The sequence below is a fragment of the Paenibacillus azoreducens genome (genome assembly GCF_021654775.1).
Lineage (GTDB): Bacteria > Bacillota > Bacilli > Paenibacillales > Paenibacillaceae > Paenibacillus_AQ > Paenibacillus_AQ azoreducens.
Genome location: NZ_AP025343.1, coordinates 3,805,985 through 3,832,601, shown reverse-complemented (window position 1 = coordinate 3,832,601; position 26,617 = coordinate 3,805,985). Strand labels below are relative to the sequence as shown.

25 protein-coding genes and 2 riboswitches are annotated in these 26,617 nt (G+C 43.8%); of the genes, 19 read left to right on the top strand and 6 right to left on the bottom strand.

Going from position 1 to position 26,617, the window contains the following annotated elements; all coding sequences use genetic code 11:
* Positions 1-50: 50 nt before the first annotated feature.
* The 6 genes from L6442_RS16835 (at position 51) to L6442_RS16810 (ending at position 5,324) form a co-directional block, all read left to right on the top strand.
* On the top strand, positions 51-725 hold the full coding sequence (locus L6442_RS16835) for a response regulator transcription factor (RefSeq protein WP_212979320.1): 675 nt from the start codon (positions 51-53) through the stop codon (positions 723-725).
* Complete coding sequence (locus L6442_RS16830) at positions 725-2,128, top strand: HAMP domain-containing sensor histidine kinase (RefSeq protein WP_212979319.1); 1,404 nt, start codon at positions 725-727, stop codon at positions 2,126-2,128. Before L6442_RS16835 ends, L6442_RS16830 begins: the two co-directional genes overlap by 1 nt.
* Before the next feature lie 115 nt (positions 2,129-2,243).
* The gene (locus tag L6442_RS16825; protein WP_212979318.1) at positions 2,244-2,870 is read left to right on the top strand and encodes an undecaprenyl-diphosphatase; all 627 of its coding nucleotides are present in this window, start codon (positions 2,244-2,246) and stop codon (positions 2,868-2,870) included.
* 62 nt (positions 2,871-2,932) lie between these two features.
* Positions 2,933-3,787: an alkaline phosphatase family protein gene (locus tag L6442_RS16820; protein ID WP_212979317.1), complete on the top strand. Its 855-nt coding sequence runs from the start codon at positions 2,933-2,935 to the stop codon at positions 3,785-3,787.
* 488 nt (positions 3,788-4,275) lie between these two features.
* Complete coding sequence (locus tag L6442_RS16815) at positions 4,276-5,007, top strand: AzlC family ABC transporter permease (protein WP_237099953.1); 732 nt, start codon at positions 4,276-4,278, stop codon at positions 5,005-5,007.
* On the top strand, positions 4,998-5,324 hold the full coding sequence (locus L6442_RS16810; protein ID WP_212979316.1) for an AzlD domain-containing protein: 327 nt from the start codon (positions 4,998-5,000) through the stop codon (positions 5,322-5,324). The genes L6442_RS16815 and L6442_RS16810 overlap by 10 nt, the downstream gene beginning before the upstream one ends.
* Before the next feature lie 164 nt (positions 5,325-5,488).
* Here the strand turns inward: L6442_RS16810 and mgtA are convergent, their stop codons facing one another.
* Positions 5,489-8,131: a magnesium-translocating P-type ATPase gene (gene mgtA / locus L6442_RS16805; RefSeq protein WP_212979315.1), complete on the bottom strand. Its 2,643-nt coding sequence runs from the start codon at positions 8,129-8,131 to the stop codon at positions 5,489-5,491.
* Between the two features lie 359 nt (positions 8,132-8,490).
* Positions 8,491-8,664: riboswitch (M-box (ykoK) riboswitch) on the bottom strand.
* A gap of 156 nt (positions 8,665-8,820) precedes the next feature.
* Positions 8,821-8,988, top strand: a riboswitch (M-box (ykoK) riboswitch).
* Between the two features lie 79 nt (positions 8,989-9,067).
* On the opposite strand from mgtA, the gene L6442_RS16800 reads away from it, so the two are divergent.
* The 6 genes from L6442_RS16800 (at position 9,068) to L6442_RS16775 (ending at position 14,093) form a co-directional block, all read left to right on the top strand.
* Positions 9,068-9,778 (top strand): MgtC/SapB family protein, encoded by a 711-nt coding sequence (locus L6442_RS16800; RefSeq protein ID WP_212979314.1) that lies wholly within the window; start codon positions 9,068-9,070, stop codon positions 9,776-9,778.
* A 33-nt stretch (positions 9,779-9,811) separates the two neighbouring features.
* Positions 9,812-10,192 (top strand): magnesium transporter, encoded by a 381-nt coding sequence (locus L6442_RS16795; RefSeq protein WP_212979313.1) that lies wholly within the window; start codon positions 9,812-9,814, stop codon positions 10,190-10,192.
* A gap of 118 nt (positions 10,193-10,310) precedes the next feature.
* The gene (locus L6442_RS16790; protein ID WP_212979348.1) at positions 10,311-11,135 is read left to right on the top strand and encodes a MerR family transcriptional regulator; all 825 of its coding nucleotides are present in this window, start codon (positions 10,311-10,313) and stop codon (positions 11,133-11,135) included.
* A 69-nt stretch (positions 11,136-11,204) separates the two neighbouring features.
* Complete coding sequence (locus L6442_RS16785; RefSeq protein WP_212979312.1) at positions 11,205-12,227, top strand: serine hydrolase domain-containing protein; 1,023 nt, start codon at positions 11,205-11,207, stop codon at positions 12,225-12,227.
* Between the two features lie 267 nt (positions 12,228-12,494).
* Complete coding sequence (locus tag L6442_RS16780; RefSeq protein ID WP_212979311.1) at positions 12,495-13,013, top strand: TetR/AcrR family transcriptional regulator; 519 nt, start codon at positions 12,495-12,497, stop codon at positions 13,011-13,013.
* Positions 13,014-13,121: 108 nt separating this feature from the next.
* Positions 13,122-14,093 carry an SDR family NAD(P)-dependent oxidoreductase gene (locus tag L6442_RS16775; RefSeq protein ID WP_212979310.1) on the top strand — a complete coding sequence of 324 codons (972 nt, stop codon included), beginning with the start codon at positions 13,122-13,124 and terminating at the stop codon, positions 14,091-14,093.
* Between the two features lie 165 nt (positions 14,094-14,258).
* Here the strand turns inward: L6442_RS16775 and L6442_RS16770 are convergent, their stop codons facing one another.
* Complete coding sequence (locus tag L6442_RS16770; protein ID WP_212979309.1) at positions 14,259-14,702, bottom strand: GNAT family N-acetyltransferase; 444 nt, start codon at positions 14,700-14,702, stop codon at positions 14,259-14,261.
* A 213-nt stretch (positions 14,703-14,915) separates the two neighbouring features.
* Positions 14,916-16,292, bottom strand: coding sequence for a dihydrolipoyl dehydrogenase (lpdA, locus tag L6442_RS16765; protein WP_212979308.1), 1,377 nt, complete (start codon positions 16,290-16,292; stop codon positions 14,916-14,918).
* Positions 16,293-16,469: 177 nt separating this feature from the next.
* Here lpdA and L6442_RS16760 point away from each other — a divergent pair, with 177 nt between their 5' ends.
* A complete protein-coding gene (locus tag L6442_RS16760) occupies positions 16,470-17,042 on the top strand; it encodes a TetR/AcrR family transcriptional regulator (protein ID WP_237099952.1) in 573 nt (190 codons plus the stop codon).
* A gap of 208 nt (positions 17,043-17,250) precedes the next feature.
* Here L6442_RS16760 and L6442_RS16755 read toward each other — a convergent pair whose 3' ends face one another.
* Entirely contained in the window at positions 17,251-17,886 is a 636-nt protein-coding gene (locus L6442_RS16755; RefSeq protein ID WP_212979307.1) for a DUF2306 domain-containing protein, read from the bottom strand.
* Positions 17,887-17,937: 51 nt separating this feature from the next.
* Entirely contained in the window at positions 17,938-18,972 is a 1,035-nt protein-coding gene (locus tag L6442_RS16750) for a DJ-1/PfpI family protein (protein WP_212979306.1), read from the bottom strand.
* Positions 18,973-19,212: 240 nt separating this feature from the next.
* Here L6442_RS16750 and L6442_RS16745 point away from each other — a divergent pair, with 240 nt between their 5' ends.
* The 3 genes from L6442_RS16745 (at position 19,213) to L6442_RS16735 (ending at position 22,110) form a co-directional block, all read left to right on the top strand.
* Positions 19,213-19,899 carry a response regulator transcription factor gene (locus L6442_RS16745; protein ID WP_194232411.1) on the top strand — a complete coding sequence of 229 codons (687 nt, stop codon included), beginning with the start codon at positions 19,213-19,215 and terminating at the stop codon, positions 19,897-19,899.
* Positions 19,900-19,901: 2 nt separating this feature from the next.
* Positions 19,902-21,233: a sensor histidine kinase gene (locus L6442_RS16740; protein ID WP_212979305.1), complete on the top strand. Its 1,332-nt coding sequence runs from the start codon at positions 19,902-19,904 to the stop codon at positions 21,231-21,233.
* Positions 21,234-21,423: 190 nt separating this feature from the next.
* Complete coding sequence (locus tag L6442_RS16735; protein ID WP_212979304.1) at positions 21,424-22,110, top strand: DUF6033 family protein; 687 nt, start codon at positions 21,424-21,426, stop codon at positions 22,108-22,110.
* A 97-nt stretch (positions 22,111-22,207) separates the two neighbouring features.
* Here L6442_RS16735 and L6442_RS16730 read toward each other — a convergent pair whose 3' ends face one another.
* Positions 22,208-23,590, bottom strand: a complete 1,383-nt coding sequence (locus L6442_RS16730; protein ID WP_212979303.1) for a PQQ-dependent sugar dehydrogenase — start codon at positions 23,588-23,590, stop codon at positions 22,208-22,210.
* 402 nt (positions 23,591-23,992) lie between these two features.
* On the opposite strand from L6442_RS16730, the gene L6442_RS16725 reads away from it, so the two are divergent.
* The 3 genes from L6442_RS16725 (at position 23,993) to L6442_RS16715 (ending at position 26,521) form a co-directional block, all read left to right on the top strand.
* Positions 23,993-24,622, top strand: coding sequence for a TetR/AcrR family transcriptional regulator (locus tag L6442_RS16725; protein WP_194232407.1), 630 nt, complete (start codon positions 23,993-23,995; stop codon positions 24,620-24,622).
* A gap of 5 nt (positions 24,623-24,627) precedes the next feature.
* Positions 24,628-25,554, top strand: coding sequence for a ketopantoate reductase family protein (locus L6442_RS16720; RefSeq protein WP_212979302.1), 927 nt, complete (start codon positions 24,628-24,630; stop codon positions 25,552-25,554).
* A gap of 166 nt (positions 25,555-25,720) precedes the next feature.
* On the top strand, positions 25,721-26,521 hold the full coding sequence (locus tag L6442_RS16715; protein ID WP_212979301.1) for a phosphotransferase enzyme family protein: 801 nt from the start codon (positions 25,721-25,723) through the stop codon (positions 26,519-26,521).
* Positions 26,522-26,617: the final 96 nt, after the last annotated feature.

Genomic DNA, 26,617 nt, shown 5'->3' with positions numbered 1-26,617 from the left:
ATTTCCTCTAGAATGGTATCCAGGCATCATTATTGTTAGAGGAGGAGAAAATGAAACGGATTCTTATTATAGATGATGAAAAAAGTTTGGTGCGCTTCATACAGCTAGAGCTTGAGCATGAGAATTTTTTTGTGAAAGCGGCTTATGATGGAAACAACGGTCTGCAGATGGCTTTGTCTGAAGACTGGGATTTGATATTGCTGGATATTATGCTTCCAAAAATCAACGGGGTTGACGTATGCCGCAGACTCCGCACGGTAAAAAGCACGCCCGTGATCATGTTGACGGCCAGAGACCGATTGGAGGATCGGGTATCGGGGTTGGATAATGGAGCGGACGACTATATCGCTAAACCATTTGACATTGAGGAACTCCTTGCACGTATGCGGGCGTTATTCCGGCGAATGGATCTTAAAGCACATCAGGAGCATAAGGTATTGACATTCAAAGAAATAACGATTGACCTCGATGCAAGAATAGCAACCCGCGGCGGTAACGTCATAGATCTGACCAAACGCGAATTCGATCTTTTGGCGGTGTTCATGAAGCATCCGAACCTGGTACAAACCAGAGACATGTTATTGGATTTAGTGTGGGGTTATGACTCGCAGGTAGAGACGAACGTGGTTGATGTTTATGTGAGATACTTGCGCAATAAACTTGATATGCCAGGTGAAGAAAGCATTATTCAAACCATCCGCGGCATGGGATACGTGATGCGATAATGAAGCGAATAACTTATTTGTTAAGGCGCCTGCCGGTTATATGGAAGCTGATGATTGGAGCAACGCTTCTCATTTTCCTTGTGTTTGCTACGTACAACTTTGCCCAATACCTCGTGCTGAAGCAATGGATGATGAAACAGGAGCAAGACACGCTCCATACCATGATGACCCAGGTCCAGGCTTATTTGAATGATAAATCCGATGCGGCAAAAACCTTGATGCTCCCTGAGACCAAATCTTATATGAGAGATATACTCGGCAAAGACCAGATGATCCGCATGATCGACCCGAAGGGGAAAGAACTGCTTCTTGTCACGAACCACTTTGATCCGAGCTGGATTACACCGGTCCCAACTGCGGGAAAAATTTTGAAAGATGTATGGCACGGTGAAGATCATATCCTGGTATACAGAGGCCCTTTCGCGCTGCAAGCCGAACATGGGACCATCGAAATTGCGATAAATCTGGAGACTTTCGACCATTTTAACGATACCCTGCTTTGGGTCATGGTTATTGGAGGGTTTTTAGCCGTCTGCATCAGTGCTTTAAGCGGATGGGCGATCGCCAAGCAATTTCTGCGTCCGGTTAAGGCCCTTGCAGGCACCATTCAAAATGTAAAACAAAAAGGCCTTCAAGAACGGGTTGCCAATATTGAAAACAGAGACGAAATATCGGAACTTGCCAGCTTGTTCAACGAGCTGATGGATCAACTTGAGGTGTCCTTCCGGCAGCAAAAACAATTCGTAGACGATGCGTCGCATGAACTGCGGACTCCAATTACGATTTTGGAGGGCCATTTAAATTTATTGAACCGCTGGGGAAAAGACAACCCTGCCGTACTTGAAGAGTCTCTTACTGCATCACTGCTGGAGGTTCGCCGGTTAAAAGGTCTCGTACAAGGTCTGCTTGCTTTAACACGTGCGGAAACTTCTTCATTAACCGATCATATCGAATATATCCAGATCGATGCTTTTCTTGCCAAGATTAAAAGCCGGGTGGAGACGCTGTATCCGGAATTTTCGTTTGAACTGACCTTGGAGCAAAAGGGAAGCTTGGTCAAAATCAATCCGCTCCATTTGGAGCAAATCGTGTTCATTGTGATCGAAAACGCAGTCAAGTATTCAGGTGACAGCAAGCTGATCAATATCACTTCACGCGTGAAACAGAATGAAGTCTATATATCCGTACAGGATCACGGCATCGGCATTCCCCCTGCAGAGCTGCAATATGTATTTGACCGCTTTTACCGTGTGGATAAAGCCCGAAATCGTGAAATCGAAGGAACAGGCTTAGGTCTGTCGATCGCCAAAAATCTTATTGAGTATTATCATGGGAAAATTAAGATGACCAGTGTTGAAAATGAAGGCACGCGGGTTACGCTCACGCTTCCGGCCGCGCAGTAGAAATAAAAAAATGTTTAGAGGCAATTCTCATAAATTTCTCATTTTGATGCTGTAAGGTAAACATACCTGGCCTGCTCAGGCCGGCTTAGAATCTTCAGAAGGAGAAAGAATGAAAATGAGTATTGACCAAATCGACTATCAACTATTTCATGCCATCAACGAATGGGGAAGATCCGCTTCATTTTTAAATCCGTTCATGCGTTTTTTCGCAGAGGATGCTTTTTATCTGTTTTTTGCAGGGTTTTTGATTTATTGGTTTGTAAGAAATGAAAATAACCGAAAAATGGTTATACAGTCCGTTATATCGGTTTGTGGTGGACTTGCTGTCAGCTGGCTGCTTGGTCATCTTTTTTACCGGGACCGTCCTTTTGTTTCACACGCAGTCATTCAACTGATTCAGCACGCGGCTAACGCTTCATTTCCCAGCGATCATGCCATTGGGGCTTTCGCGATTGCCGCCTCTTTTGCCTTGTACCGGAAGAAGGAAGGCATAGCGTGGTTGATTATGGCGGCTTTAATTGCATTTTCAAGAGTATGGACAGGTGTGCACTACCCGACCGACATTCTTGGTGGAGCCTTGATCGGGGTCATCGTGGCGGCAGTCGTTCACATGCTTGTGAACCGGTCCCAAACAGTATCCAACTGGTTGAATGCAGGGTTGAATTTTTATGAAAAATACGAAATGAAAATTTTGCCGCGGTATGCGAAAAAAGAAGCCCAAATTTCTACGCATAGGAAGTGATCGACCTGCGAAAAGTACCGTTCGTTTTGATATTGCTTATCGTCTTGTGCTCCTGTACGGGGGTGCAAGGCGTAAGTCCGACAGAAGCGGAGAAAAGCAAACCTGAGTCCCAAATCGCTAAAACTGGCAGCCGTTCTGTCAACGTAAATAAACAGGCTGCCGCAGCTCCAGAGCATGTCGTGATCGTCATGGAGGAAAATCATTCCCAGAAAAAAATTATCGGAAATCCATCAGCTCCTTACATGAACAGCTTGGCTAAGCAGGGGGCGTATTTCACGCAATCCTATGGTACGGATCACCCCAGCCAGCCTAATTATCTGGTGCTTTTTTCAGGATCCAACCAGGGCATCCATAGCGATTCCTGCGGGCACACATTAAACGCGCCGAATTTGGCTAGTGAGCTGATTAAACATAAGTATACGTTTGCGGGATATTCGGAGGACTTGCCCTCGATCGGTTCCAAAGTATGCACCCATAAACAGTACGGAAGGAAACATAGTCCGTGGGTGAACTTTACCAACGTCCCGGAATCCGCTCATATGAGGTTTTCAGACTTCCCAACCGATTACCGCAAACTTCCGACCGTTTCTTTTGTCATTCCCAATCTGGATCATGATATGCATGACGGAACGATTCAAAGCGCGGACAATTGGCTGAAAAATAACCTGGGACCTTATGTAGAATGGGCGAAAAGCCATCATAGCTTACTGATTTTGACTTGGGATGAGGACGATTATGGAAGCCGCAACCATATCCCGACCATTATGGTAGGCGAAAATATCCGCCCAGGAAATTACGATCAGAAGATCACGCATTTGAACGTGCTTCGGATGCTGGAAGACATGTATCATTTGCCGTATGTGGGCGCTACTTCAAAAGCTGAGCCAATTAACAACGTCTGGACAAACAATAAATAATTCTCATGTATTCATCCTGCATTGAGAAGGGAAATGAGTCGTGTGAATGACTTGGCGGAACTGCCATTCGATAGCCGTGTACTGTTTGATCGTGATCCGTGTTTTCATTTGCATTGGGAATGGTGCTTTGACCCGCTTTCTTGTAATAATCATACCACAGGCCTTTGTTATACTCTTCCGGATCGATAAGCCCAATCTCTATACATAAGCGGCAGTACATGGAATCGATGGGCATGACATCCGATACTGAAAACTTCAACATTATGGGTTGCCATAAACCCGATCCTGCCATAAACTGAATAAATAGACTTAACAAATAGGGGCTGACCCGTCGCGGATTGATGCAGACGAGGGAAGCTCTTTGTGTTTCTTATGTACTATTAAAAAGGGGGACAAGTGTGGATTGCTATATTCGTGGAAATAAGAGAGAGGCCGAGAGTCATTGAAAATAACATCTGAGAACATCGAAAGGAATAGAGGATAAAACAGTGTCTGAGAACGTTCAACTAAATAAACATGAAATTGATGTGGGCGAAGAGAGCTTCTTGCAAGGCGTCAAAGATTGCATACCAACATTGTTAGGTTACTTGAGTATTGGATTTGCCGCAGGCGTTGTAGGAAAAACTTCCGGCCTATCCATAATGGAAATCACCTTGATGTCATCAATGATCTATGCCGGCTCCGCTCAATTTATCATGGCGGGCATGATTGCGTCTCAAGGATCGGTGACAGCTATCATTCTCACGGTTTTTATCGTGAATCTTCGCCACCTTTTGCTTAGTGCGGCCATATCGCCATATTTCCGCCAACTTTCTTCCTTTAAAATGACTTTAATCGGCTCATTGCTTACGGACGAAACATTCGGGGTTGCAATAAATAAAGCGATGAATCAAAAATCTATCAGCGAAAAGTGGATGCATGGCTTAAATATAACGGCATATCTCAATTGGATTATCGCCACTTTAGCCGGAGCGTTTTTCGGACAATGGATTACAAATCCCGAAAAGTTCGGTTTGGATTTTGCGCTGACTGGCATGTTTATCGGTCTTCTGGTTCTCCAGATGATAAGCAGAAAAATAATCATTAAAGATCTGGTTGTTGCAGTTAGCGCCGTTTTGATTGTGCTGGGAACAAGCACTTTCCTATCCGGAAGCATGGCAGTCATTGCAGCCACAGTGGCTGCGGCAACTATCGGAATGGTGGTGGAAAAATGGAAATAAGATGGCATATCCTGTTGGCAATCATGGGGGCATCCATTGTGACGCTCCTTCCAAGGGTGCTTCCGCTCGTGGTACTTAGCCGGATCCAATTACCCGATTGGACCATGCGATGGCTAAATTATGTCCCCGTTGCCGTAATGGCTGCATTGATTGGACAAGAATTATTCATGGCGGATGGGAAAGTTGATTTTATTAAAAAATATATTGAGATCTTAGCGGCTATACCGACATTTGCGACAGCTATACTTACGCGAAGTTTATTAGGAACGGTTGTAGTAGGTATCCTTTCGATTATCGTTCTGCGTTTTGTGCTTTAATACTCCTCATTCGTTTATTGGCTGCGGAGGTTTCCCTGCTGGCGGCCTCATATTCATCAGACAACTTTTTAAGTTAAAAGGCGATATAGTCTTCTTACAAATCATAGGACTATATCGCCTTGTTTGTGTTCAAAAGGATGTTGAATTTACGCCAGGCCTTTCCCTTATAACCATTCGTTGAATTTGCGGATGTACCATTTTTTCACCAACTGCGTTAACACGCAATAAGATAACAGCGTTGCTGCAAGCCAAGGGAAGTAAGAGAGCGGGAGTGGTTCCAAACCAATGCTTGACCCAAAGCCGCTAAAAGGAAGATAGATGCCGATTGTCATAATCAAACTCGTCAACAGGACGACAGGAGCACTTGCCGTGCTTTGAATAAACGGTATTTTTTCGGTACGTATCATGTGTACGATGAGCGTTTGCGAGAGCAGACCTTCAATGAACCACCCGGATTGGAACAAAGTTTGGTGATCGACCGAATTCGCCGAGAAAATATACCACATTAAAGCATACGTCGTGATATCAAAAATCGAACTGATCGGCCCGATGAAGATCATAAATCTGCTAACGGATTTGGCATTCCATTTTTGCGGTTTTTGCAAATATTCTTTATCCATCTTATCCCAAGGTATGGAGAGCTGCGAAATATCGTAAAACAGATTTTGAATGAGCAGATGAATCGGAAGCATGGGAAGGAACGGAATAAACGCGCTTGCGATCAATACGCTAAATACATTGCCAAAGTTGGAACTTGCGGTCATTTTGATGTATTTAATCATATTGCCGAACGTGATGCGCCCCTGAACGACGCCTTGTTCCAAGACCATCAGGCTCTTTTCCAAAAGAATAATGTCAGCCGACTCCTTAGCAATATCCACGGCTGTATCAACGGATATGCCGACATCCGCCTCTTTCAAGGAAACCGCATCATTGATTCCATCACCCATAAAACCAACGGTATGTCCCTTAGTCTTCAGCACTTTAACGATTCTTGCTTTTTGCAGCGGATTGACTTTTGCAAAAACCGTCGTTTTTTCCGCAATTTCAGCCAATTGTTCATCTGTTAAAGCATCAATGGAACTGCCAAGTAAAATATCATTAACCTTAATCCCGACATCCTTGCATACTTTACGGGTAACCGCAGCGTTATCGCCTGTAATGACCTTGATGTCGACGCCGTTTTCCTTCAGCGCCCGGATCGCCATTTTTGCGGTTTCCTTAGGAGGGTCTAGAAAAGCAAGATACCCGACAAGGATAAGATCATGTTCATCTTTCACACCGTAAGCTTCATCCCGGGCTTCCGTTTCTTTGATGGCAACCGCAAGAACGCGCAAGCCGTCGTTGTTCAAATGGTTGACAAGGAGTTGGACTTTTTCGGTGTAATCCGCCGTAAGGGGGATGATACGTCCGTTGACAGACACATGTGAACAGATGCCGAGAACCTCTTCCATGGCTCCTTTGCAAATCAGTGTATGGCCATTACCTATTTTTTCAAGAACGACAGACATTCGTCTGCGGTTGAAATCAAAAGGAATCTCATCTATTTTCGTATACTTTGTCTCAACTCCTGAGACGTGGTTCAGGTCGGCATACTCCAGTACGGCCACATCCAACAGGTTTTTGAGCCCGGTCTGGTGATAACTGTTCAAATACGCATATTCCAGCACCTTGTTGTCTTCTTTGCCTTGAACATTAAGATGTTTTTCCAAAATGATTTTATCCTGAGTCAAGGTTCCGGTTTTATCCGTACATAAAATATCCATGGCTCCAAAGTTCTGAATGGCATTCAGGCGTTTGACGACAACCTTGTTTCGGGCCATGGTCGCCGCACCTTTAGCCAGATTTCCGGCTACAACCACAGGCAGCATTTCCGGCGTCAGACCGACAGCGACCGATAAACCGAATAGAAGGGCTTCCCACCAATCTCCCTTCGTAAATCCATTAACTAGGAAAATAATCGGAACCATGATGAGCATGAAGCGGATCAATACGAAAGTTATGCTCTTGACTCCTTTGTCAAAGCTGGTAAGAGGGGGGTTCCCAATGAGCGTACTAGCCATCGAACCGAAATACGTATCGGCTCCGGTGGAAACGACGACCGCTGTAGCTGAACCGCTGATAACGTTTGTACCCATATAACACATATTGTTTAGTTCCAGGGCATTTATTGGTTTATTCTGCTTCGCGCCTGCCAAATCCAATACGCCGCGAGGAAGAGTGTCCATTTTCTCAACGGGCATCGCTTCTCCTGTGAGAGCCGATTCTCCAACATGCAAGTCCTTCGATGAGATGATTCTTGCATCAGCTGGAACCATGTCACCGGCTGAGAGGTGGATGATATCTCCCGGTACCAGAAGTTCCATGTCGATTTCTTTTTGCTCCGATTGACGGCTTACGGTTGACGTTGTTTTAACCATCGCCTTGAGTTTTTCCGCCGTTCGTGCCGAACGGAATTCTTGTGTGAACGTGATCATAACGCTGATGGTAACCATGGTCGTAATGATGACAACCGCTTCGATATCATCGTCCATAAAGTAGGAGAATCCGGCTAAAAAAAGCAAGATCAGTATGAACGGATTTTTGAAGCAGGAGAGCAGTTGAATGTACCAAGCCGGCGGTTTATCATGGGCAATTTGATTTTTTCCGTGTTTTTCAAGCCTTTTCTTTGCTTCGTTTTCGCTAAGACCTTGAGGGCTGGTCTTTAAATCCTTCATCACATTCTCTTCCGGGGTTACGGATGCTTGAATGAGACGCTCAGCGATTTCTTGTGTCACTTTTTCTTTATCTTTTGTTGATGTTTTCATTTGTCCATCCTCCTTAACACAGGTTCAAAATTAAAACCTGCTTTCACGATTTCATTCAGTTCAAGGCACAAAAAAAGCTCTCCCTGTTAGCCAGAGAGAGCGTGCTGAACTGTTTTCTTTTCACTCACAGATCAAATGCGCATACTTAAATAAACCTCCGCTTGGTTTCTTTTTTTGGGAAGTAAAGTATGGACAAGATTGGAGAGTGAAGAAGTTTCGGTTCTCCCTCTGAATTAGGTCTTGATTATTTTGACACGATCGATAACTCGGACTACCGTCCATAATGTAATTCCCCCCTTTACAAAATAAAAAATCCCTCTAGTTCTCCTAGAGGGACAAAAAAGCGCACGAAAAAAACTTCGTTTCCCCCTAGTCGAGTTTTGGCACTATATAACGTAAAGAGAATAATGATTCCCTTAGCCACATTATGAAAAGCCTTAATCCGGCAATCCCTGTTCAACCCATGGGCATCTTTCGATATTTCTGGGCAGTGGCCTATGTTTATATAGGAGCCTCACCTAACGAGGACATATTCAATTCCTCTGCCATCTTATGTCTTGTTTTTGGCTTTGTCAAGAGGAAAATGGATTGCACCATTGACGAAATGGTTAGCAGCAACAGCCGTTAAAATAAAAAAATTGCTTATTGACAAAGGGGATTTTTGTCACTATGATGAGTTGGTAATTGAATATGAACCTCGTTAGGTGAGGCTCCTGCATGGAGAAATGCTGCTGCCCAGAAACGTCGACAGACGCCAATGGGTCAACAGAAACCATCGACATAAGGTGGTTTTTAATGTAGCTGGACATAAGTTCCTATGCCATGCAGTGCTAAAACTCAACGAATGGAGGTCACCGTTATTGTTGTTTTCAGTGCACCCTATTTGTTGAGGGTGCTTTTTTTGTGCTTTGAAACGTGTGGCAGGGAGGGATACAAATGGTCCTGGAATTTGAAATGATGTTGAAGCTTACTTTGGCTTTATTATTTGGACTGCTTATTGGGGTAGACAGACAAATTAAACAGAAACAGCTTGGAATGCGACCGAGCATGGTCATTTGCATTGCCAGCTGTTTAATCACGATTGTATCGATCGAGGCATTCGGGAAATTTGCCGGCGCCAACCATCCGAATATGGATCCGATGCGTTTGGCAGCGCAGATTGTAAGCGGAGTCGGGTTCATCGGAGCAGGAGTCATTCTGCGAAGAAGCAATGAGGTTATTTCCGGATTAACTTCCGCAGCTCTGATATGGTCAGCATCGGCACTTGGAATTACGATCGGAGCTGGGTTTTACGCGGAAGCCATATTCGGAGTTACTCTTCTCATTGTGGCAGTGAATGTTATTCCTCTGCTGATTAGATTCTTTGGACCTGAGAACCTCAGCCGGCATGATGTGGCGCTTAAGATTGTGGTTGAGCGGAATTATAGAATGACCGAATTGATTAAAATGATTGAACGCAAAGGGCAAAACGAAGAAACCAAAAAAGGCGAATACAAAATTCGGTATATGAAGTTAAAAGATCTCGATACGAACTGCCAGCTTATTGATTTGACGCTTTCTGTACCTGACACCCAATACACAACGGAAATCTATTATTACATCAAAAAAATCGATCATGTACAAAGCGTAGAGGTTGAACAGTTATAAACCGAAACGAAATAACTAAAGGAGAGTTGGAAGATGATCAAACTGAATCAATACGAATATAAAGAAGAGTATACCTACTATATGCTGCAAGCATTAAGAGAAGGAGATAAAGAGGTTTTCCGCAAAGATTTTTTGAATCTGCATCCGACGGATCAGACGGAATTTTTTCTGAGTTTGGATGATAACAGACGTTTACGAATTTATTCTTTTTTACATCCAACCGAGTTTAGTGAAATATTCAGCGAGCTGAATCCGGATATGCAGAAAAAGATTATCGTTGAGCTCGACCGGAAATATGCGATAGATATGCTAAATGAGCTGCCATCTGATGATGCGGCTGATTTTTTCGGTCTGCTCACGCACAAGGAAGCCGATTTTTTCCTCACTCGCATGGAAAAAGACGCCTTTCTTTAACCGCAGGAATCCATATTTTTTGCAGTTGACTTTGCCCTAAGGGCAAGGTGTACGGTTGATATTGAATAAAGTGATTAGAGCACTAGTCCCTAAAAATATGAAGAATGGAGGTGACCTTTTGCTATCGATTGGAGAATTCTCAAAGATATGCGGAGTATCTACAAAAACGCTTCGCTATTATGCTGAGATTGGATTGATTAATCCTGATGAAATAAACCCTGAAAACGGTTATAGATATTATTCCATCAGGCAGCTAAAAAAGATGCTCTTCATCAACCGTTTGAAATCCTATCATTTTTCCCTGGAAGAAATCAAAACCATTATGGAATGGGAAGACGATCAGTCAGAAGAGAAGCTTGGTATTGTCCTTAATCGCAAAAGAAGGGAGATACAGGAAAAGCTAAATGCTTTTGAATATACTCTAAAACAAATGAGTAATGATATTTTAAATCTAGAGAAGGGCATACCCATTATGTCATACCTTGGCGATATAGAAGTACAACTTGTTGAGATCCAGCCAATGAATATTCTATATATGCGTCAGATGATGACTAGCGATGACTATGCTCTAGGATATGGAACGTATTTTGGCAGGCTCTATGAAAAGGCCGCTACTGAAAAACTCACTTTGCTCGGTACGCCAATGACCATTTATCACAGCCCTGAGTATAATCCTGCCGGCAACGATACGGAATTTGCCATCCCGATCAAAGAGCCTGTAAAGGGAACAAGAGATTTGCCTGGCGGGCTTTGTGCGAAGTCCGTTTTAAAGGGGCCGTATTCAGAATTGACATCGGTATATGCCAAGCTGAGGGAATGGGTAGAAAATGAAGGGTATAAATTGGTGAGCTCACCATATGAAGTATATGTAACTGATCCCAATCAAGCGAGCGCAGCCGAGGGTATGATTACCGAGGTGTATTTTCCCGTTAAGAAAAAATAGCTCAATACTCCATTTTCCTTTTGAACTGGGTAGACAAAACAGAAAAATGTATTGAGAGAGGTGTCTATAATGCAAAGAGATTACTGGCCAACTATAGAATGGCGCGACACAGACCCGAAAAGCTTGGGAATGGACCCTGAAAAGCTATCAGAGCTTGAACCTGTGATAAAATCCGAGTACAGCAATATAAATGGTATTGTTATCGTGAGAGATGGATTCATTGCTTATGAAAAATATTTTAATGGCTGCGGTCCGGATGACGCGCATCATGTAGCATCTGTAACGAAAAGTATCATGTCCGCCCTTATTGGCATTGCCGTAGATACGGGATACATTAAAAATGTGGATCAGAAGGTGCTGGATTTTTTTCCCGAATACGTTCCCGATGCAGCCGATCGGCAAAAACAAGAAATCACGATACGCCATCTTCTCACGATGACTGCTCCTTATCCATTTGCTGACTGGCAAGAACCGCTGGACAAATTGTGCATGCAGCCCGACTGGGTAAAATATACGCTGGATATGCTTGGCCAAAAAGGAACTATTGGAGATTTCAAATATTCAACAGCAGGGGCGCATCTACTTTCAGCCATCATCACTCGCAGCACAGGAAAAAGTGCCCGTGAGTTTGCCAACGAACGATTATTTAAACCGATCGGCATGAAAGAAATCCCGGATTTTGAAATGAAATCATTTGGGTTTGACGATTTATTCGGAAAAAACGTGAAAGGATGGGTTAAAGACCCAAACCATAATTCCACAGGTGGATGGGGACTTACGCTCAGCCCACGTGATATGGGACGTTTTGGATTTCTATATATGAACCGTGGCATTTGGGACAATCATCAGGTTATTTCGGAGACATGGATCGATGAGTCAACAACGATGACTCCCAACAATTACGGTTACCTATGGTGGCTGCGCGAAGAGGACGGAATTTTTGCATACGTGGCACTGGGAGATGGCGGTAATGTCATTTGCTGCATTCCAAACAAAGATCTGGTCATAGCCATTGCGTCAGAATTCATCATGAATCCCAAAGATCGATGGACATTGATTAAGGAATATATTTTCCCGGCTATTATGGACTAAGTATATGATCGCCCAAGTCAACACCCGGCCAACGAAGGCTGGGTTTCTCCATTACTGGCTATCGAAACAGGTCAAATTTTATGGAACAGAGCGGGATATACTGAAAATGAATTTAACCTTATGTAGTACTTGAAAATCAATATGACTACATCGCTGCGTGAATGAATTCGTCTAGTGGAATGGAATTGCAGCCTCTGGACAATTAAACTATAATAAAAAATAATTGATTCATCACTAATAAAATAAGAAAGTGAAGGCAGATAAATTATGTCCAAGCATGAAACGTCATCCGTCAATCGCAAAGAAGAAATCATTTCAGCGGCGATCGAAATTTTTGCTGAAATTGGATATTACCGTGCCACTACGGCGCAGGTAGCGGAAAGAGCCAAAATTTCACAACCTTATATTTTCAAATTTTTCCCGACGAAGGAAGCTTTATTAGTTGCTGCCTTAGGAGCATCTTGGGGTAGAATCGTTCAATCATTCCTACGGGTTGTGGACTCTCGGCCCATGCAATTAGAGTCTGCGTTAATCGAAGCCTATGAAAAGATATTGGCGGATCGTTCCAATGAAATGCTTCTGCAAATGCAGGCCCAGACCATTCAGTCAGAGGTCATCCGGGAGGAGATGCAAAAAGGATTCCGAACGGTTCGCGAGCTTGTACTGGAAGCTTTTCGAAATGCTGCGATTCCGCATCCGGAAGAGCGCACTTTGTTGTTTTTGGCAAGAGGAATGTTATGTAATATTTCCATGGCGCTGGATATGCCGGAATTAATGGAAAGTTAGGCAAATGACGAACGAACCGTATTTTCAAATTAGTTATTGACTAATCACTAACAGGGTAATAAAATGATAACAAATAGTGATTGATCAATCACTAACTAAACAAATCGGATGGAGATGATTTTCTTGCAAACAGCAATCGTATTAGGGGCAACCGGTGGAACAGGTGCAGTTATCACAGAAGAATTGATCAGGAGGGGAGTGGCTACCATTGCGTTTGGACGTTCCCGGTCGAAATTAGAACGGCTTGCCGCGCAGCTCGGTAGTCCGAAACATCTGACATTATTTACAGGCGATGCTTACCGGCCTCAGGACATTGCGGCGGCAGCTGAAGGGGCTGATGTTCTATTCCATTGCGCGAATGTGCCTTACAATGAGATGGTTGATAAGCTTATTCCTCTGGGAGAATCGGTGATGGAAGCGGCCGACCAGCGTAGATTGAAAATTGTAGCGGTAGATGGCATTTATCCTTATGGAAGAAGACAGATGGAGAAAGTAACCGAAGAACACCCTAAACAACCACATACGAGAAAAGGACAGACACGGCTTGCTTTTGAGCAGATGATATTTGATGATCGTTGGGGTCATGTACAAAGAATGATCGTCCGGTTGCCGGATTATTATGGCCCTACGGCCAATGAAGCATCTTATCTCGGGGCGACGCTTGCAGCGATCGCAGCAGGGAAACCGGCATTTTTTATCGGTAATATGAAAGTTCCCCGGGAGTATGTGTATTTGCCTGACGCAGCGAAAATGATTGTTGAACTTGCGAGCCGAAACGACACTTACGGCCAAAATTGGAACATCCCGGGAGCAGGGATTATATCAGGTCGGGAAATTGTACGCCTTGCACGGAAAGCAAGCGGGATAACGAAACCCGTTGTTCCACTCGGAAAAATGAGCTTGTCATTGCTGGGCATGTTCAATCCTGTCATGAAGGAAATTGTTGAAATGCTGTATTTAACTGAAGAACCGTTGACATTAAGCGGAGAGAAGTATAAACGGAGAATCGGCCCGATCCCAGCAACCGATTTTGAGAAGGGTATTACCGAAACGATCCATACTTTGATGAACCGCGGGTAATCAATTGCATGTATGTGATTGACTAATCACTAACAAAATAGTTTGAACAGAAATAATTTTAAGGAATGTCAGGATTCGCAGAGCCATTAAACATTTGCGTGCTGCTAAAAGCGGTATACAGAGTGTAATTAAAAGGCTGTCGATTTCTCGACAGCCCGGGCAGAATTACTTCTGCTGATCTTGTAATTTCAAATGTAAAATGGGATAAGGACGGCCTGCTCCATCCGTCAAGTCCTCACCGGTTATTACGAAACCGCTTTTCAAATAAAACCTTGTCGCATTCTCATTTTGCTTATTCACGTCAACGGATGTGATCCCAAAGTCATCGATGCATGATTGCATGATTTGTTTCCCATACCCTTTGCCAATTTTATCGGCATCGAGAAACAACGCTTCCAAGTGATTGTCATTGATAGCGGTAAAACCAATGATAGAGTCATCGGTGTACCAGAGACGTACATCAAGATGAGGAAAATACGTAGGTAATTCTTTTTTGATTTCCTCTTTATCCTTGAAACTCAAAAAATGATGAGTGGCCATTACCGATCTTTCCCAAAGTTTTATAATCATATCATAGTCACTAACGGTTGCTTTTCTGTTTTGGATCATTTTGTTCTGCTCCTTTTTTTTAATTTATCACGCTCCTTCCACCGCTTTTTTGTAGATGGTTATCGTATATCTCCAATTGATATATGACTTCATGCTTCCCACTCTTTTCGGTATTATATTAATCGATTTGCGGTCAAACAGATTTCAATTTACTTACTTAGAATATCATGTTTTGGATAGATGAACCACCCAATTGGCTTATCCCTGCGCCGTTTATCCTCTACGTCCTTTTGCAATGGCCGCTTCGGCTGCCTCCATCACGATTTCTCCCAATGTTGGATGGGCGTGGATCGTAAGGGCAATGTCCTCCAAGGTAGCGCTCATTTCGATGGCTAGTGCCAGCTCGGCAATGAGATTGGATGCTTCTGACCCAACGATTTGGGCGCCGATGATTCGCTCGGTTTCTTTCTCCGCCACGATTTTCACGAAACCTTCGCTGGCCCGCAGCGCCAAAGCCCTGCCGTTGATGCCGTAAGAAGCTCTTCCTGTCACGACTTCCATACCACGTGCCCTGGCTTCCGTCTCGCTCAACCCGGCACTCGCTACTTCAGGATCGGAAAAGACCACAAGCGGCAATACCTTATAATCCACTTTTGCATGGCGATGAGTCAGCGCGTCTGCCGCTACCTTTGCTTCATAGGAAGCTTTGTGGGCTAGGGCGGGACCGGCTACGATATCTCCAATGGCGAAGATGTGGGGGATGTTGGTCCGGCATTGTTCATCCACGGGGATTAGCCCGCGATCCGTTAGCTGGATGCCTATACGTTCAAGCCCTAAATTTCCATCCGTATTCGGACGACGCCCAACGGTGACAAGCACGAATTGTGCCGTGACATGGCGCTCATTTCCGTTTTCTTTGAAATGAACGGTAACCTGATCTTGAAGATGCTCCACCCGATCGGCCAGCGCGCCGGTATAGATGTCAACATGGTTTTCTTCCAACTTCTTTACAACCGGCCGGGTCATATCGGCTTCAAATCCGGGAAGGATCTGATCGGCGCCTTCCAAAATCGTCACCTTGGATCCGAATCTGGCGAATGTCTGTCCCAACTCGATGCCGATGTACCCGCCGCCGATGACAATGAGGCTTTCCGGCACCTGATTTAAATCGAGCGCCTCTGTAGAAGAAAGGATTCTTCCTCCATAAGGGAAAGCCCTCAATTCGATCGGACGGGAACCGGTAGCGATAATGCAATGCTCAAACCGGATATGGATTTCCGAATCCATGTTATCGACAATCGCTTTATGATCATTGATAAAACGCGCTTCACCATGAAATACGGTAATATTTTTGTTTTTTAACAGGAATCCCACGCCGTTTGATTGTTTATTGACGATAGCATTTTTAAAAGATTGAACTTCCTCAAAATTGATGTTCGATTGGCCTCTGATTTCAAAGCGATGAGCTTCGGAGATCAACGCCTTGGACGGAATGCACCCGACGTTGGTGCAAACGCCCCCGATCCGATTCCGTTCCACGACTGCCACGTGCAGCCCGGCATCCGCAGCTCTTTTTGCGGCGGTGTATCCGCCCGGACCGGAACCGATGACCAATACATCCACTTGTCTTGCTTCGTTTTCAACTTTCATGACATTCACCTGCTTTGATCGAAATTTTGATTTAAATGAAATTCCTGCTCTTTTGTTTGACAGAAGGGTGGATTCCTTTGTAAAATGAATGAGACGGGTCTGTACCATTACTCAGGATTATCATACAGACAGATCTGTACAGTGTCAATGGGTTTAATCAGAAGGGATAGGTCAGAGATGAACATGAAGAAGAAAGAAACAGCCAAAGAGCGGATATTGCGTACGGCAACCGAGTTGTTTTACAAGGAGGGTGTGAGAGCCGTCGGAATCGACCGGATCATTGAGGAATCCGGCGTGGCAAAAGCAAGCTTTTACCGGAGTTTTGCCACAAAGGACGATCTTGTCGTGGCCTATTTGGAGAAGTATTACCACGCTTTCATGAAACCTTTCGAAGAGGCGGAGCAGCGGCATCCTAAATCACCGCTTGACCAACTGTATGAGGTGATAGAAAGTCTGAGCTCCAGAATAGAGCAGCCGGGTTACCGCGGGTGTCCGTTTTTGAATACGGCGGTGGAATTTCCCGATGAAAACCATCTGAGCCATGAGCCTGTCGTGACCTATCACCGGGAGATGCGCCGCCGTTTGAAGGAAATCGCTGAACGCGCAGGAGCAAAAGATCCAGATGCGCTTTCTGCCCAACTGCTGATGCTGTTTAACGGAGCCTTGATGTCGGCGTATCTGGAACGGGCTTCATATATCCCTGATCATTTTCGAAATGCCGCAAAGCTTATGATTGAACAGCAAACATAAGTAATCATAACCCAATCGAAACTGCGGAAGGCAAAACGGTAGGGCATTATTTTTTGTTCTCTCCGCAACAGGCAAGAAATGATGTGAGATTTCGAAGCTTGTTTGGTAAAAAGCCAGCTCATCCTAATAGGATAAACTGGCTTTTTATGTCTATTTTGACCGAACGTTGATAGTGATTTATCTTGAGCTCGAATCCCCTATATAAATCTCATTCAGCAGTGGATCGCCCCATCGTTCTGATCATGATCGAAGGAATAACCAGCAGCAGTATGATGGAGCCGTAAAGGCCAATAGTGTAGCTGGTAACGTAAGTGTATCCGAATCCCTGATGAAAAAGGGAGGAGATGAGATGAATCAACATATTCGTAAAACAAAAGGCGTAGCTCCGAATCATCCAGTTCCGGTGGCGGGCGATCCGTTTCTTTTTGATTTGGACAAGTGCGGTGATGGTTATAATCAGCCATATGATATTCAGCGCATTGAAACCCATACTGGTTATTTTTCCTCCGGTGGCATAAGGCGCCATGTATCCAGAGGTCAGCACGACGAGAAATACGGACACTAAATAAACATATCCGTTTATACGATGAAATTTACGGTTTTTATTAAAAATACGATTTGAAAAGTTGAGAAGCCCTGCAGCCATGGCGATGCAGGCAAATGCAACATGAATATACATCATGTTAAGCCATACCGGGAGGTTAAGTTCGCGCTTAAGGCCGGTTTTATGGCTTAAAAATCCCTCGGCTCCGGGATGAATCAAATAGTTTTCTACCAAAGCGTACAGGATAAATAGAATGGTTACACAAGCCAAAAGTGCATATAACGTTTTTCGTTTTAACATGTGATCCAAAACCCCCGCGGATTCATAAGTATTTTGTTATGCGATAATGAGTTAAGAAACCCGCTTGCCTGTTAATTTGGATGCCGGTAGTACTCCGGCTTTGGCAACTCCGGTCATATGATCTCCGTCCGCAACCACTTCGAATTTCAAATTTAACCGCAGCGGTTTCGTGATTCGCAGCGACCAGGCAAGCTTGTCGTCCTGAAGGACGGGATTCATGAACTTGACCGTTTCGTCCCCTTGCGTAGCCGTTCCTTGGATTATACCATCTTTTGTTGAAATTGAGAGCTTGACCTCCAGTTTCCCGACCGGCGTTGCGATTGTCGCATCCCAGTCCCCATCGAAAACGGACCCATGTGTGACTTCGTTATGTGAAGCGCCGCAGCTCATCGCCGCTTGGTTCGCCACGATGCCAGATTCGTCGTCCGTCCATTCCTTATAATTGCCAGGCGCCATTCCTTTTTCCCGCCAAACCGTTCCCCTCCGTTCAAACTCGAACAACCGCTCTACCGCGTGTGCGATACGAGGTCCAAGCTCACGTTCCAACAAATACAAAGCCACATCCAGTCCAGAAGTTACGCCCCCGCCGGTAACCAGGTTGCCGTCATCCACTACGCGTGCAGGGACGGGGACAGCCCCGGTTGCTCCCAGTAAATCCATGCCCATATGATGGGTTACCGCCGGTCTGCCTTCCAACAGCCCTCCCATAGCCAACAACAAGGAACCGCCGCATACCGCGGCTACGATGACTTCTTTTTGCCCGAGAGCCTGCTCCATCAGCCCGGTTAATTCTGTATTCACTGCTTTGCTTAAAATAACCGGGATCGAATCGGGACCGTCTCCATCGACGTTACCGGAAGCGCCAGGCACGAGAATGATCCCCGCCCGCTGCGGATTCAACTTTCCGCTTGCTTCGATTTTTAACCCGTTGATGCCGCTGACCACGGATCTAGGCCCTTCGGCGGTGACGAATTCCACGCTTAATGCGTTTTTGGCACTCATTGCTGCGGCGCAGAAAACTTCATATGGTGCAATAGCATCCAGAAGGTCGAAGCCATCAAAAAGAACGATTTGAACCGTTAACATAAATAAATCCTCCCTTATTAAAATCGTTACGGCAAATAAACCTATGCCGGTCGTGTTCTCCGCGATTTTTGCCGGCTGTTCGCAAATAGAATCGTAACTACGCAATTAGATCGTAACAAACGAATATCTCAAATAAAGCTATAAAAAGGTCACAAAACAATCACGAAATATCACAAAACATTTGAATGCGTCAGTTCATGCAGAAAAAATGATAAACTAGGGTGCAAAGGTGGGATCTTTATGAGCGCAGTAAATACGATATTGGTTGTAGACGATGACCAAAGCATCGTCGAACTGTTAAGAGATTTTTTAGAGAACGAACATTTCAGCGTGATTACCGCATGCGACACTACTCAAGCATGGGCCTTGTTTCAGGCGAGTACAATTCATTGCATTGTTTTGGACATTATGATGCCGGGTCAAAACGGTTTTGAGTTGTGTCGCAGGATTCGGGCGGAGAGCAACGTTCCGATTCTTTTCTTGAGCGCTCGCAGCGATGATGTGGACAAGATACGGGGGCTGACGCTCGGTGGCGATGATTATATCGTCAAAACAGCTTCGCCTGGAGAAATTGTTGCCAGAGTAAAAGCCGTATTGCGGCGTTCCGCTTCCCAGCAGCATATCGAGGGAAGGATTTTGGATTATGGCCGTATCAAAATAAACCTTTCCGCAAGAGAAGTGACAGTGGATGGAAGGAACATCATTCTTACACCAAAGGAATATGAGTTGCTGCGGTTATTTGCCGAAAATCCAAGACATGTTTTTTCATATGAACAATTACTTGCAAAATTCTGGGATGGGGTGGGCGACAGGCATACCATTCGGGTCCATCTCAGCCGGCTACGCGAGAAAATCGAATCCGATCCGAATCAACCGCAATGCCTTGTCAACGTATGGGGAGTAGGGTATCGCTTCGAGGGAGAATAAAAATGAGAACACTTCGAATTCGCACGTTTATTATGCTTTGTTTCTTCTTCATCACTTTAGTTCCGTGGATCTTTTTTGTTACAGCCCATTTCATAGAAACAAAAACGCTTAGCTTAGCAAAAAACCAGCCGCAAAATGAGATTCTGCAAGGGAAATTGACCGAGACGATTCATCTGATCGAAGAGGGGGCGGCCCAATGGAGGGATGCAAATTGGCAGAACCAATTGCATACCCAATTGCGGCAAGCGAAGATGGATGCGGTAATTCTATCATCGTCCGGTCAGGAAATATTCCAGTCCAATCCGGATCGAGGCGGCTCCCTATCGTCAACCGAACGCTTCTCCGTCATAGAAGACGGTCATTTGCTTGGAAGGGTCATCATTTACTTGCCGAAGTCAAATGCGACTCAAATGATTTCCACGATTGCCGGACTATCGCTGGCTATTTTTATCATCGGAGTAGAAATGCGGAGATTCCTTCTTAAACCGCTGGAGAAGATGAGCTTTGCAGCCAGACAAATTGCGGCAGGAGATTGGGATGCGAAGCTGCCTTCGTCCAGGATCACGGAAATCGCCGAAGTGCGTGACGGATTTGAAACGATGGTGAACGGGCTTCAGCAATCTTATCAAAAACAAGCGGAACTGGAAAAAGAACGCCGTTTTGTAATTGCTGCGGTCGCGCATGATTTACGGACGCCGTTGTTCGCCTTGCGAGGTTATTTGGACGGCCTGGAGCAAGGAATTGCACAAACACCGGAGAAAATAGCAAAATATGTGGCGGTTTGCAAGGAAAAATCGGTTCAATTGGATCGATTGGTAGAAGACCTGTTCACATTTACAAAGATGGAGTATTTGGAAACGCAGCTTAACGACAAGACTGTTGATCTTAAACTCATACTCCAGAAGTCGATAGACAGCCTAAATCCGCCTGCCCGGCAAAAAGACATTTTGATCTCGAATCATTCGGCTGGCAATTGCATCGTTAAAGGCGATACGCATTTATTGGAGCGTGCCATGAACAATCTTTTGGATAATGCCGTCAGACATACGCCATCCCATGGGGAAATCATTGTTCAATGCTGTCAAGATGGTCACAAAGTAAAGTTTGCGGTACGCGATACAGGTCCAGGCTTCAATTCGGAAGAGTTGGAACGGGTTTTTGAACCTCTATATCGAGGCGAAGCATCCAGAAATCGTTCAACTGGAGGCAGCGGATTAGGTTTGACCATTTCACAAAGAATCATTAGACGGCACGGAGGCGAACTCGCCGCAGACAACCATTCGGGGGGTGGTGCGCTGCTAACAGGATGGATGCCTGCAGCTGATCCTGACTGACAGAAATTGATCTTCATAGCAGCCTGCTATATAAGTTGAACCAGTGATTATGAACGGATGGGGGATTGTCAGCAGCTCTTTGCATTTTTCCGCACGGGCATGAAATTTGCTTTGCTGCATGTTGGCCAACTAAATAATTTTTCCAGCATTACCGATAATTATAGTAATAAGAATGTGGGAGGTATGTTCAATGAATATAACGTCACCTGCTATGAACAATGTTTCCTTAACAACACGTTCAGAACAACAAAAAAACAAGATAACCACTGATACTCCTTTGGTTGGTTTCGACAAAGCCTTGTCTGCCGCCACCGAAAATGAGGCGCAAGCCATTTCAGAAAAATACGGCCTTACGGTTGGGATTGAGAACATTCCGAAGAATGAAAAAGAGATCGTCAGACGCGGCAGAAGCGGAAGCTTGCAGGATGTGACTATCGCACCAGGTATCCTGCAGAAAATGAAGACGGATCCCGCCTTGAAAGAGAAAGTATACGGGTATATTAACTATTACACAAATGAGGATCAAAGAGCGTTTATGCAAATGGAGCAAACGCGTGGTGTAACCACAGTTGGCCGCAGATTGATTATTCATGAAGACGGTACCTATACCATATGGTCGGCCTGTATAACGTCTCCAGAAGAAGTAGAGAAGGGCAAAAAAATCGAGGCCGAGAAACAAAAAGAAAAGGCGCAACAAGAACAACATCAAGCATTATTGGATGCTGAATATACATCCTCGCTTCCGCTACATTTCATGGACATATTGCCTGCTCAAACGATAAGTTCTTTGAATTTTTATTCCAAGGAAAACATGTCAACTCAGGATTGGGTACAACAGAATTTGCTTTTAAAGATGAATAAGATGAATAGATATTAAAAGGGAAAAATAACGATACGATCATTAATTGCGAATCTCGCCAAATCATATAAACCAGTCGCCGGACAATTGCCGATGACTGGTTTATATGCTGATATCATTTTGTTTTCACAATCCTCCATAGGCTTCCCGTTTTGGGCTTCGGATTCCTCCCGGTTTGCAAGGTTCCCATGATTCCAAAATCGACAAGGTAAAGTTCATTCCCTGCAGGATTAAATTTGACATCAATCGGACGTACAGGCCCTCTCGTAGCGGAGTCACCCTTGGGATTCGTGAAGAAATCCGATATTTGCCCTGTATCCAAATCCACTCTAACAACTTTAAATCCAGGCAATTCCTCCGTTTTTTCAAAACCCGACTCGCCAAATTGGGCAACAAAAATTTCCCCTGGACGGCCGAAATCCGTATTTGTACAGAAATCGAATTTCATCGAAGCGCTGTGTGATTGGAGTCTGGCAAGCGGTTGAGAAGAAAGATGAGGATGCCCCTTCAACAAAAAGGTTGGTTTTGCTTGCTCATCGGCATGAAAATGGGGGAGGGTAGCAGGCAGGCCACTGAAAAAATCCGGAAAACCATGCCAACCATACGGAACTACCTCCCAGACTTTATCCCAATCCAACCGAATTTGACGGCTGCCCCGCGGGTCAGCGCCATGATCTATGGCAATCAATTTCCCGCTAAACGGGGAGAATTTTAATCCAAACGTATTCCGAAACCCATCTGCGACAATTTGCAAATTGGTGCCATCGGGATTGCAACAATAGATGACCCCGTTGGCTAACAGTCGACCGCTAATCATTTCACCTTCGTAGCTGGATTCGCCAAAAGGTTTATATGCCCCCGTAACCGCTACGTCCTGTTGTTCCGATAATGGATTCCTAGAGACGAAGTTGGTCCCGACTAACTCGATATCTCTGGCCGGCGTATCATGAAATTGTGGATGATATTTCAATATCAGCATATCATCGGTACCCACAACTGCAGAATTCGTAGCGGTTCCAACCGAGAAATATATCTTTCCGTCTGGTCCGAAGAGCACATCCCCTGTAAAATGGTCTCCGCAAGTTTTAAGTCCGGTAACGATCGTTTCCTTTGTTCCGTCCAACGCTAATCGAATAATCTGACCACATCCTGCCCCATGTTCTTCTCCAATATCCCCGGCAGCCACATAGAGGTATCCATCATGCCAGGCAATTCCTGTCACGGGTCCGCCAAAACCACCCGCAATTTCTGTAAAGGAACCGTTCGGCTCAATTCGTACCACACGTCCTTTTCCCGGTTTGGTTCCGTACGCGAAACCAGCTTCTGCCACATAGATGTTCCCTTGCAAATCAAAGGTCATTACAGTGGGAAAAGTTAAACCAGATACAAAACGCTCTAATCGATATCCTTGCTCTATTAAGTAATCTGGTTTTTCGGTGTTGTTTTCTTCTTTTACAGGGGTGGAAAGGGCTTGTTTTAAACCAACTAATGTATTCACTTGAGAGAGCTGACTATTTATGAGGTCGAAATTGTTGTTGTATCATCCCATTAGGAATGTACTCGTTCATTATGAACCCTCCTTTGCATGTTTAATTTTACATAAATAAAGCAGCACCAAAATTCCGAGAAAAATCGATACGGATCCAATCAGCACGGATGGCTGTAATTTATATTCCATTGACCGTTTCATTAGAACAAAAAATGACGGTGAGCCTGTAAAGCGCTGCGATCCGGCTGGATTGCTGCAAGTTGATCTAGACTGACTAAAATCATGCCATATGATTGGGATTACAAAGTCAACTTCAGCCCATGAATGCAATTTTCTAAATCGTATTTACAAATGATTCGTTCCAAATTATAATTAAACCAGCAGTCGGTTTATTTATAGGAGGGAGGATAAATGGCTAGAACAAATAAAGATTTCAATAACAAAAGAAATGAGTTGCTAGAAAAAATATGGAACATATTTATTACAAACGGTTATGAAGATACAACGCTCTCATTTATTATTAGGACATTAAATATTTCGAAGGGCGCATTTTATCATTATTTTTCTTCTAAAGAAGAGTGTGCGGATGCAGCTGTAGAAATGTATGTTAAACGCTGGTTTAAGGAAATAACGGAGCAGGATGTAAAAGAATTGAAATCTGATGAAAGACTTAAACAAATTATTTTAATGGGGATACAAACTGCCAGTAATAATAGTGAGCAGAACGAAAAAATTAATTCTCCATCGAATGCAATATTTCATCAGAAACTGATAGTTAGCATTGTTAAACAATTTGCGCCTTTTTATGCAGAAATCATATCGCAAGGGGTTGAAGAGGGGATTTTTAATGTAACTTATCCGCTTGAGACAGCCGAAATGATTTTAACGCTTTCTAATTTTTATTTGGATATTGATTTATTCAAATGGAGTGAAGAAACAATAATTTCAAAAGTTACTGCATTTGAGGAATTGCTCACGCGTAGTTTGGGTGCTGAAAATAATACATTTAGTTTTGTAAGTGAATTCTTTGGGTTGAGGTGAAAATAATGAAGATATTAATCGTTGGTACAGGTGTAATCGGGACGCTTTATGCCCATGCACTTTCAGAGCATCATGAAATTACTCATTTGGTTCGTGAGAGCAAGTTTAACATTATGAACGAAAGAACAATATCATATGACATCATAGATGAACGTGAAGATAAAGAAAATATGTATACAATCGGAGAATATACTTATAAATGCGCACTTCATGCAGAGGGTAATTATGATTTAATCATTGTACCTGTCAATTCATTTCAATTAAATGAGGTTATTGAAACGCTTATAAAACAAGCGCCTAATGCAAATTATTTATTATTTACCTTAAACTGGGATGGAACAAGAGAAATCGATAGTATATTGAAAAAAGAACAGTATATTATGGGATACCCAGGAGGTGGAGGTACCTTTAAAGGTAACTTGCTTTGGGGAAATATAGGGCAGGATGTGAAATTAGGCGCAGTATATGAAGAACAAAAACCTTTACTGGGCAAAACGATCAAGATGTTTGAAGAGTGTTCTATTGTTCCTGAAACTCCTGCAAACATATTGCATGCATTATGGATGCATAATGTAGGAGCGAGTCCTTTAGGGGTTGGTCTTTCGAAATATAATGATATTGATAGATTTTTGAAAGATGAAAAACTAGTGGAAACTTGCTTTAAAGCAATGAGCGAATGCTATAGCCTATGCGAAAAAAGAGGAGTTAATCTAAGCGAATATCCTGAAGCTGAAATGTATAACATGCCATTTTCCGTAATATATCCCATGTTTAAAAATAATTTAGAAGAAAATCCGATTGTTCAACGTTTTACAGCTCATGCATTATTAGCAATTGATGAAATGAAAGATAACTTTAAAAAAATGCTCCAGTCAGGAAATGAAATGAAGATGACTATGCCTAATATGCAGATACTTGATAAATTGATTTAATATCTTCTACTTATTTATTTGCTGAAACATAATGATAAGCCGTTTCTTCCTTCACAGGGGATCGGCTTTTTGTGTTACATTTATTGATACATCAGGTGCTTATCTTTGAAAGAACTAGGGATTAATGATCAAGTCATTGCTGAAGTGAAAGAGGTGGAGGGATATTTTGACTGAAAAAGAAGAAGTGCTGCATGGCGGGAATGTCAGTGAAGTTGTACGAATTGGCGATACTGTACGCCGAAGTGACAAGAATAATCCATATGTGAATGATCTTTTGATTTTCTTGGAAAAAAACGGGTTCGATAAGACGCCTCGTTTTCTCGGCATGGATCAGCAGGGGCGAGAAATACTTACTTTTATCCCGGGTGAAGTTCCCGGAAATGATTATCCTGATCTAGATCCTTACATGTGGTCGGATGCATCGCTGATAGAAATAGCGAAATTGCTGCGGCAATTTCACGATGCAACAAGAGGTTTTGCTTCCGAAGCTTTGCCCCAAAATGCTTATCCGGATCCAACGATAAATGAGGTCGTCTGTCATAACGATGCCGCGCCGTACAATATCGTCTTTAGAGACCGGCGTCCTGTGGCCTTGATCGATTTTGACATGGCAAGCCCTGGCCCTCGTATTTGGGATATTGCGTATACACTCTATACTACCGTTCCGCTCGCCAGCTTCGAGCCAGCTCTCATCGACTCATCGACGATTCCCTATAGTACTGATCTTCATGCTGAAAATCGGCGCCGGAGAATCGCATTGTTTTTGGAGAATTATGGCATGGAAATTTCGGATCAACTTAAGCAATGGATTATTAAGCGCCTTGAAGCTTTATGTGTAACCCTCTCGCAAGGTGCTGCCGATAAGGTAGAGGCGTTTGTGAAAATGGTTGAAGATGGTCACTTAGCGCATTATCAGAATGAAATAAAATTTTTAACTTTGCATTTCGATGATTGGGCTAATACATAACCGTGGCAGGCTTAGCGGTGATACAAATTGAGATGAGCAATAAACTTTAGGAAAAGAAACTGGGATGCCAACAGAATTGAAAAGTAAAAAAATGGG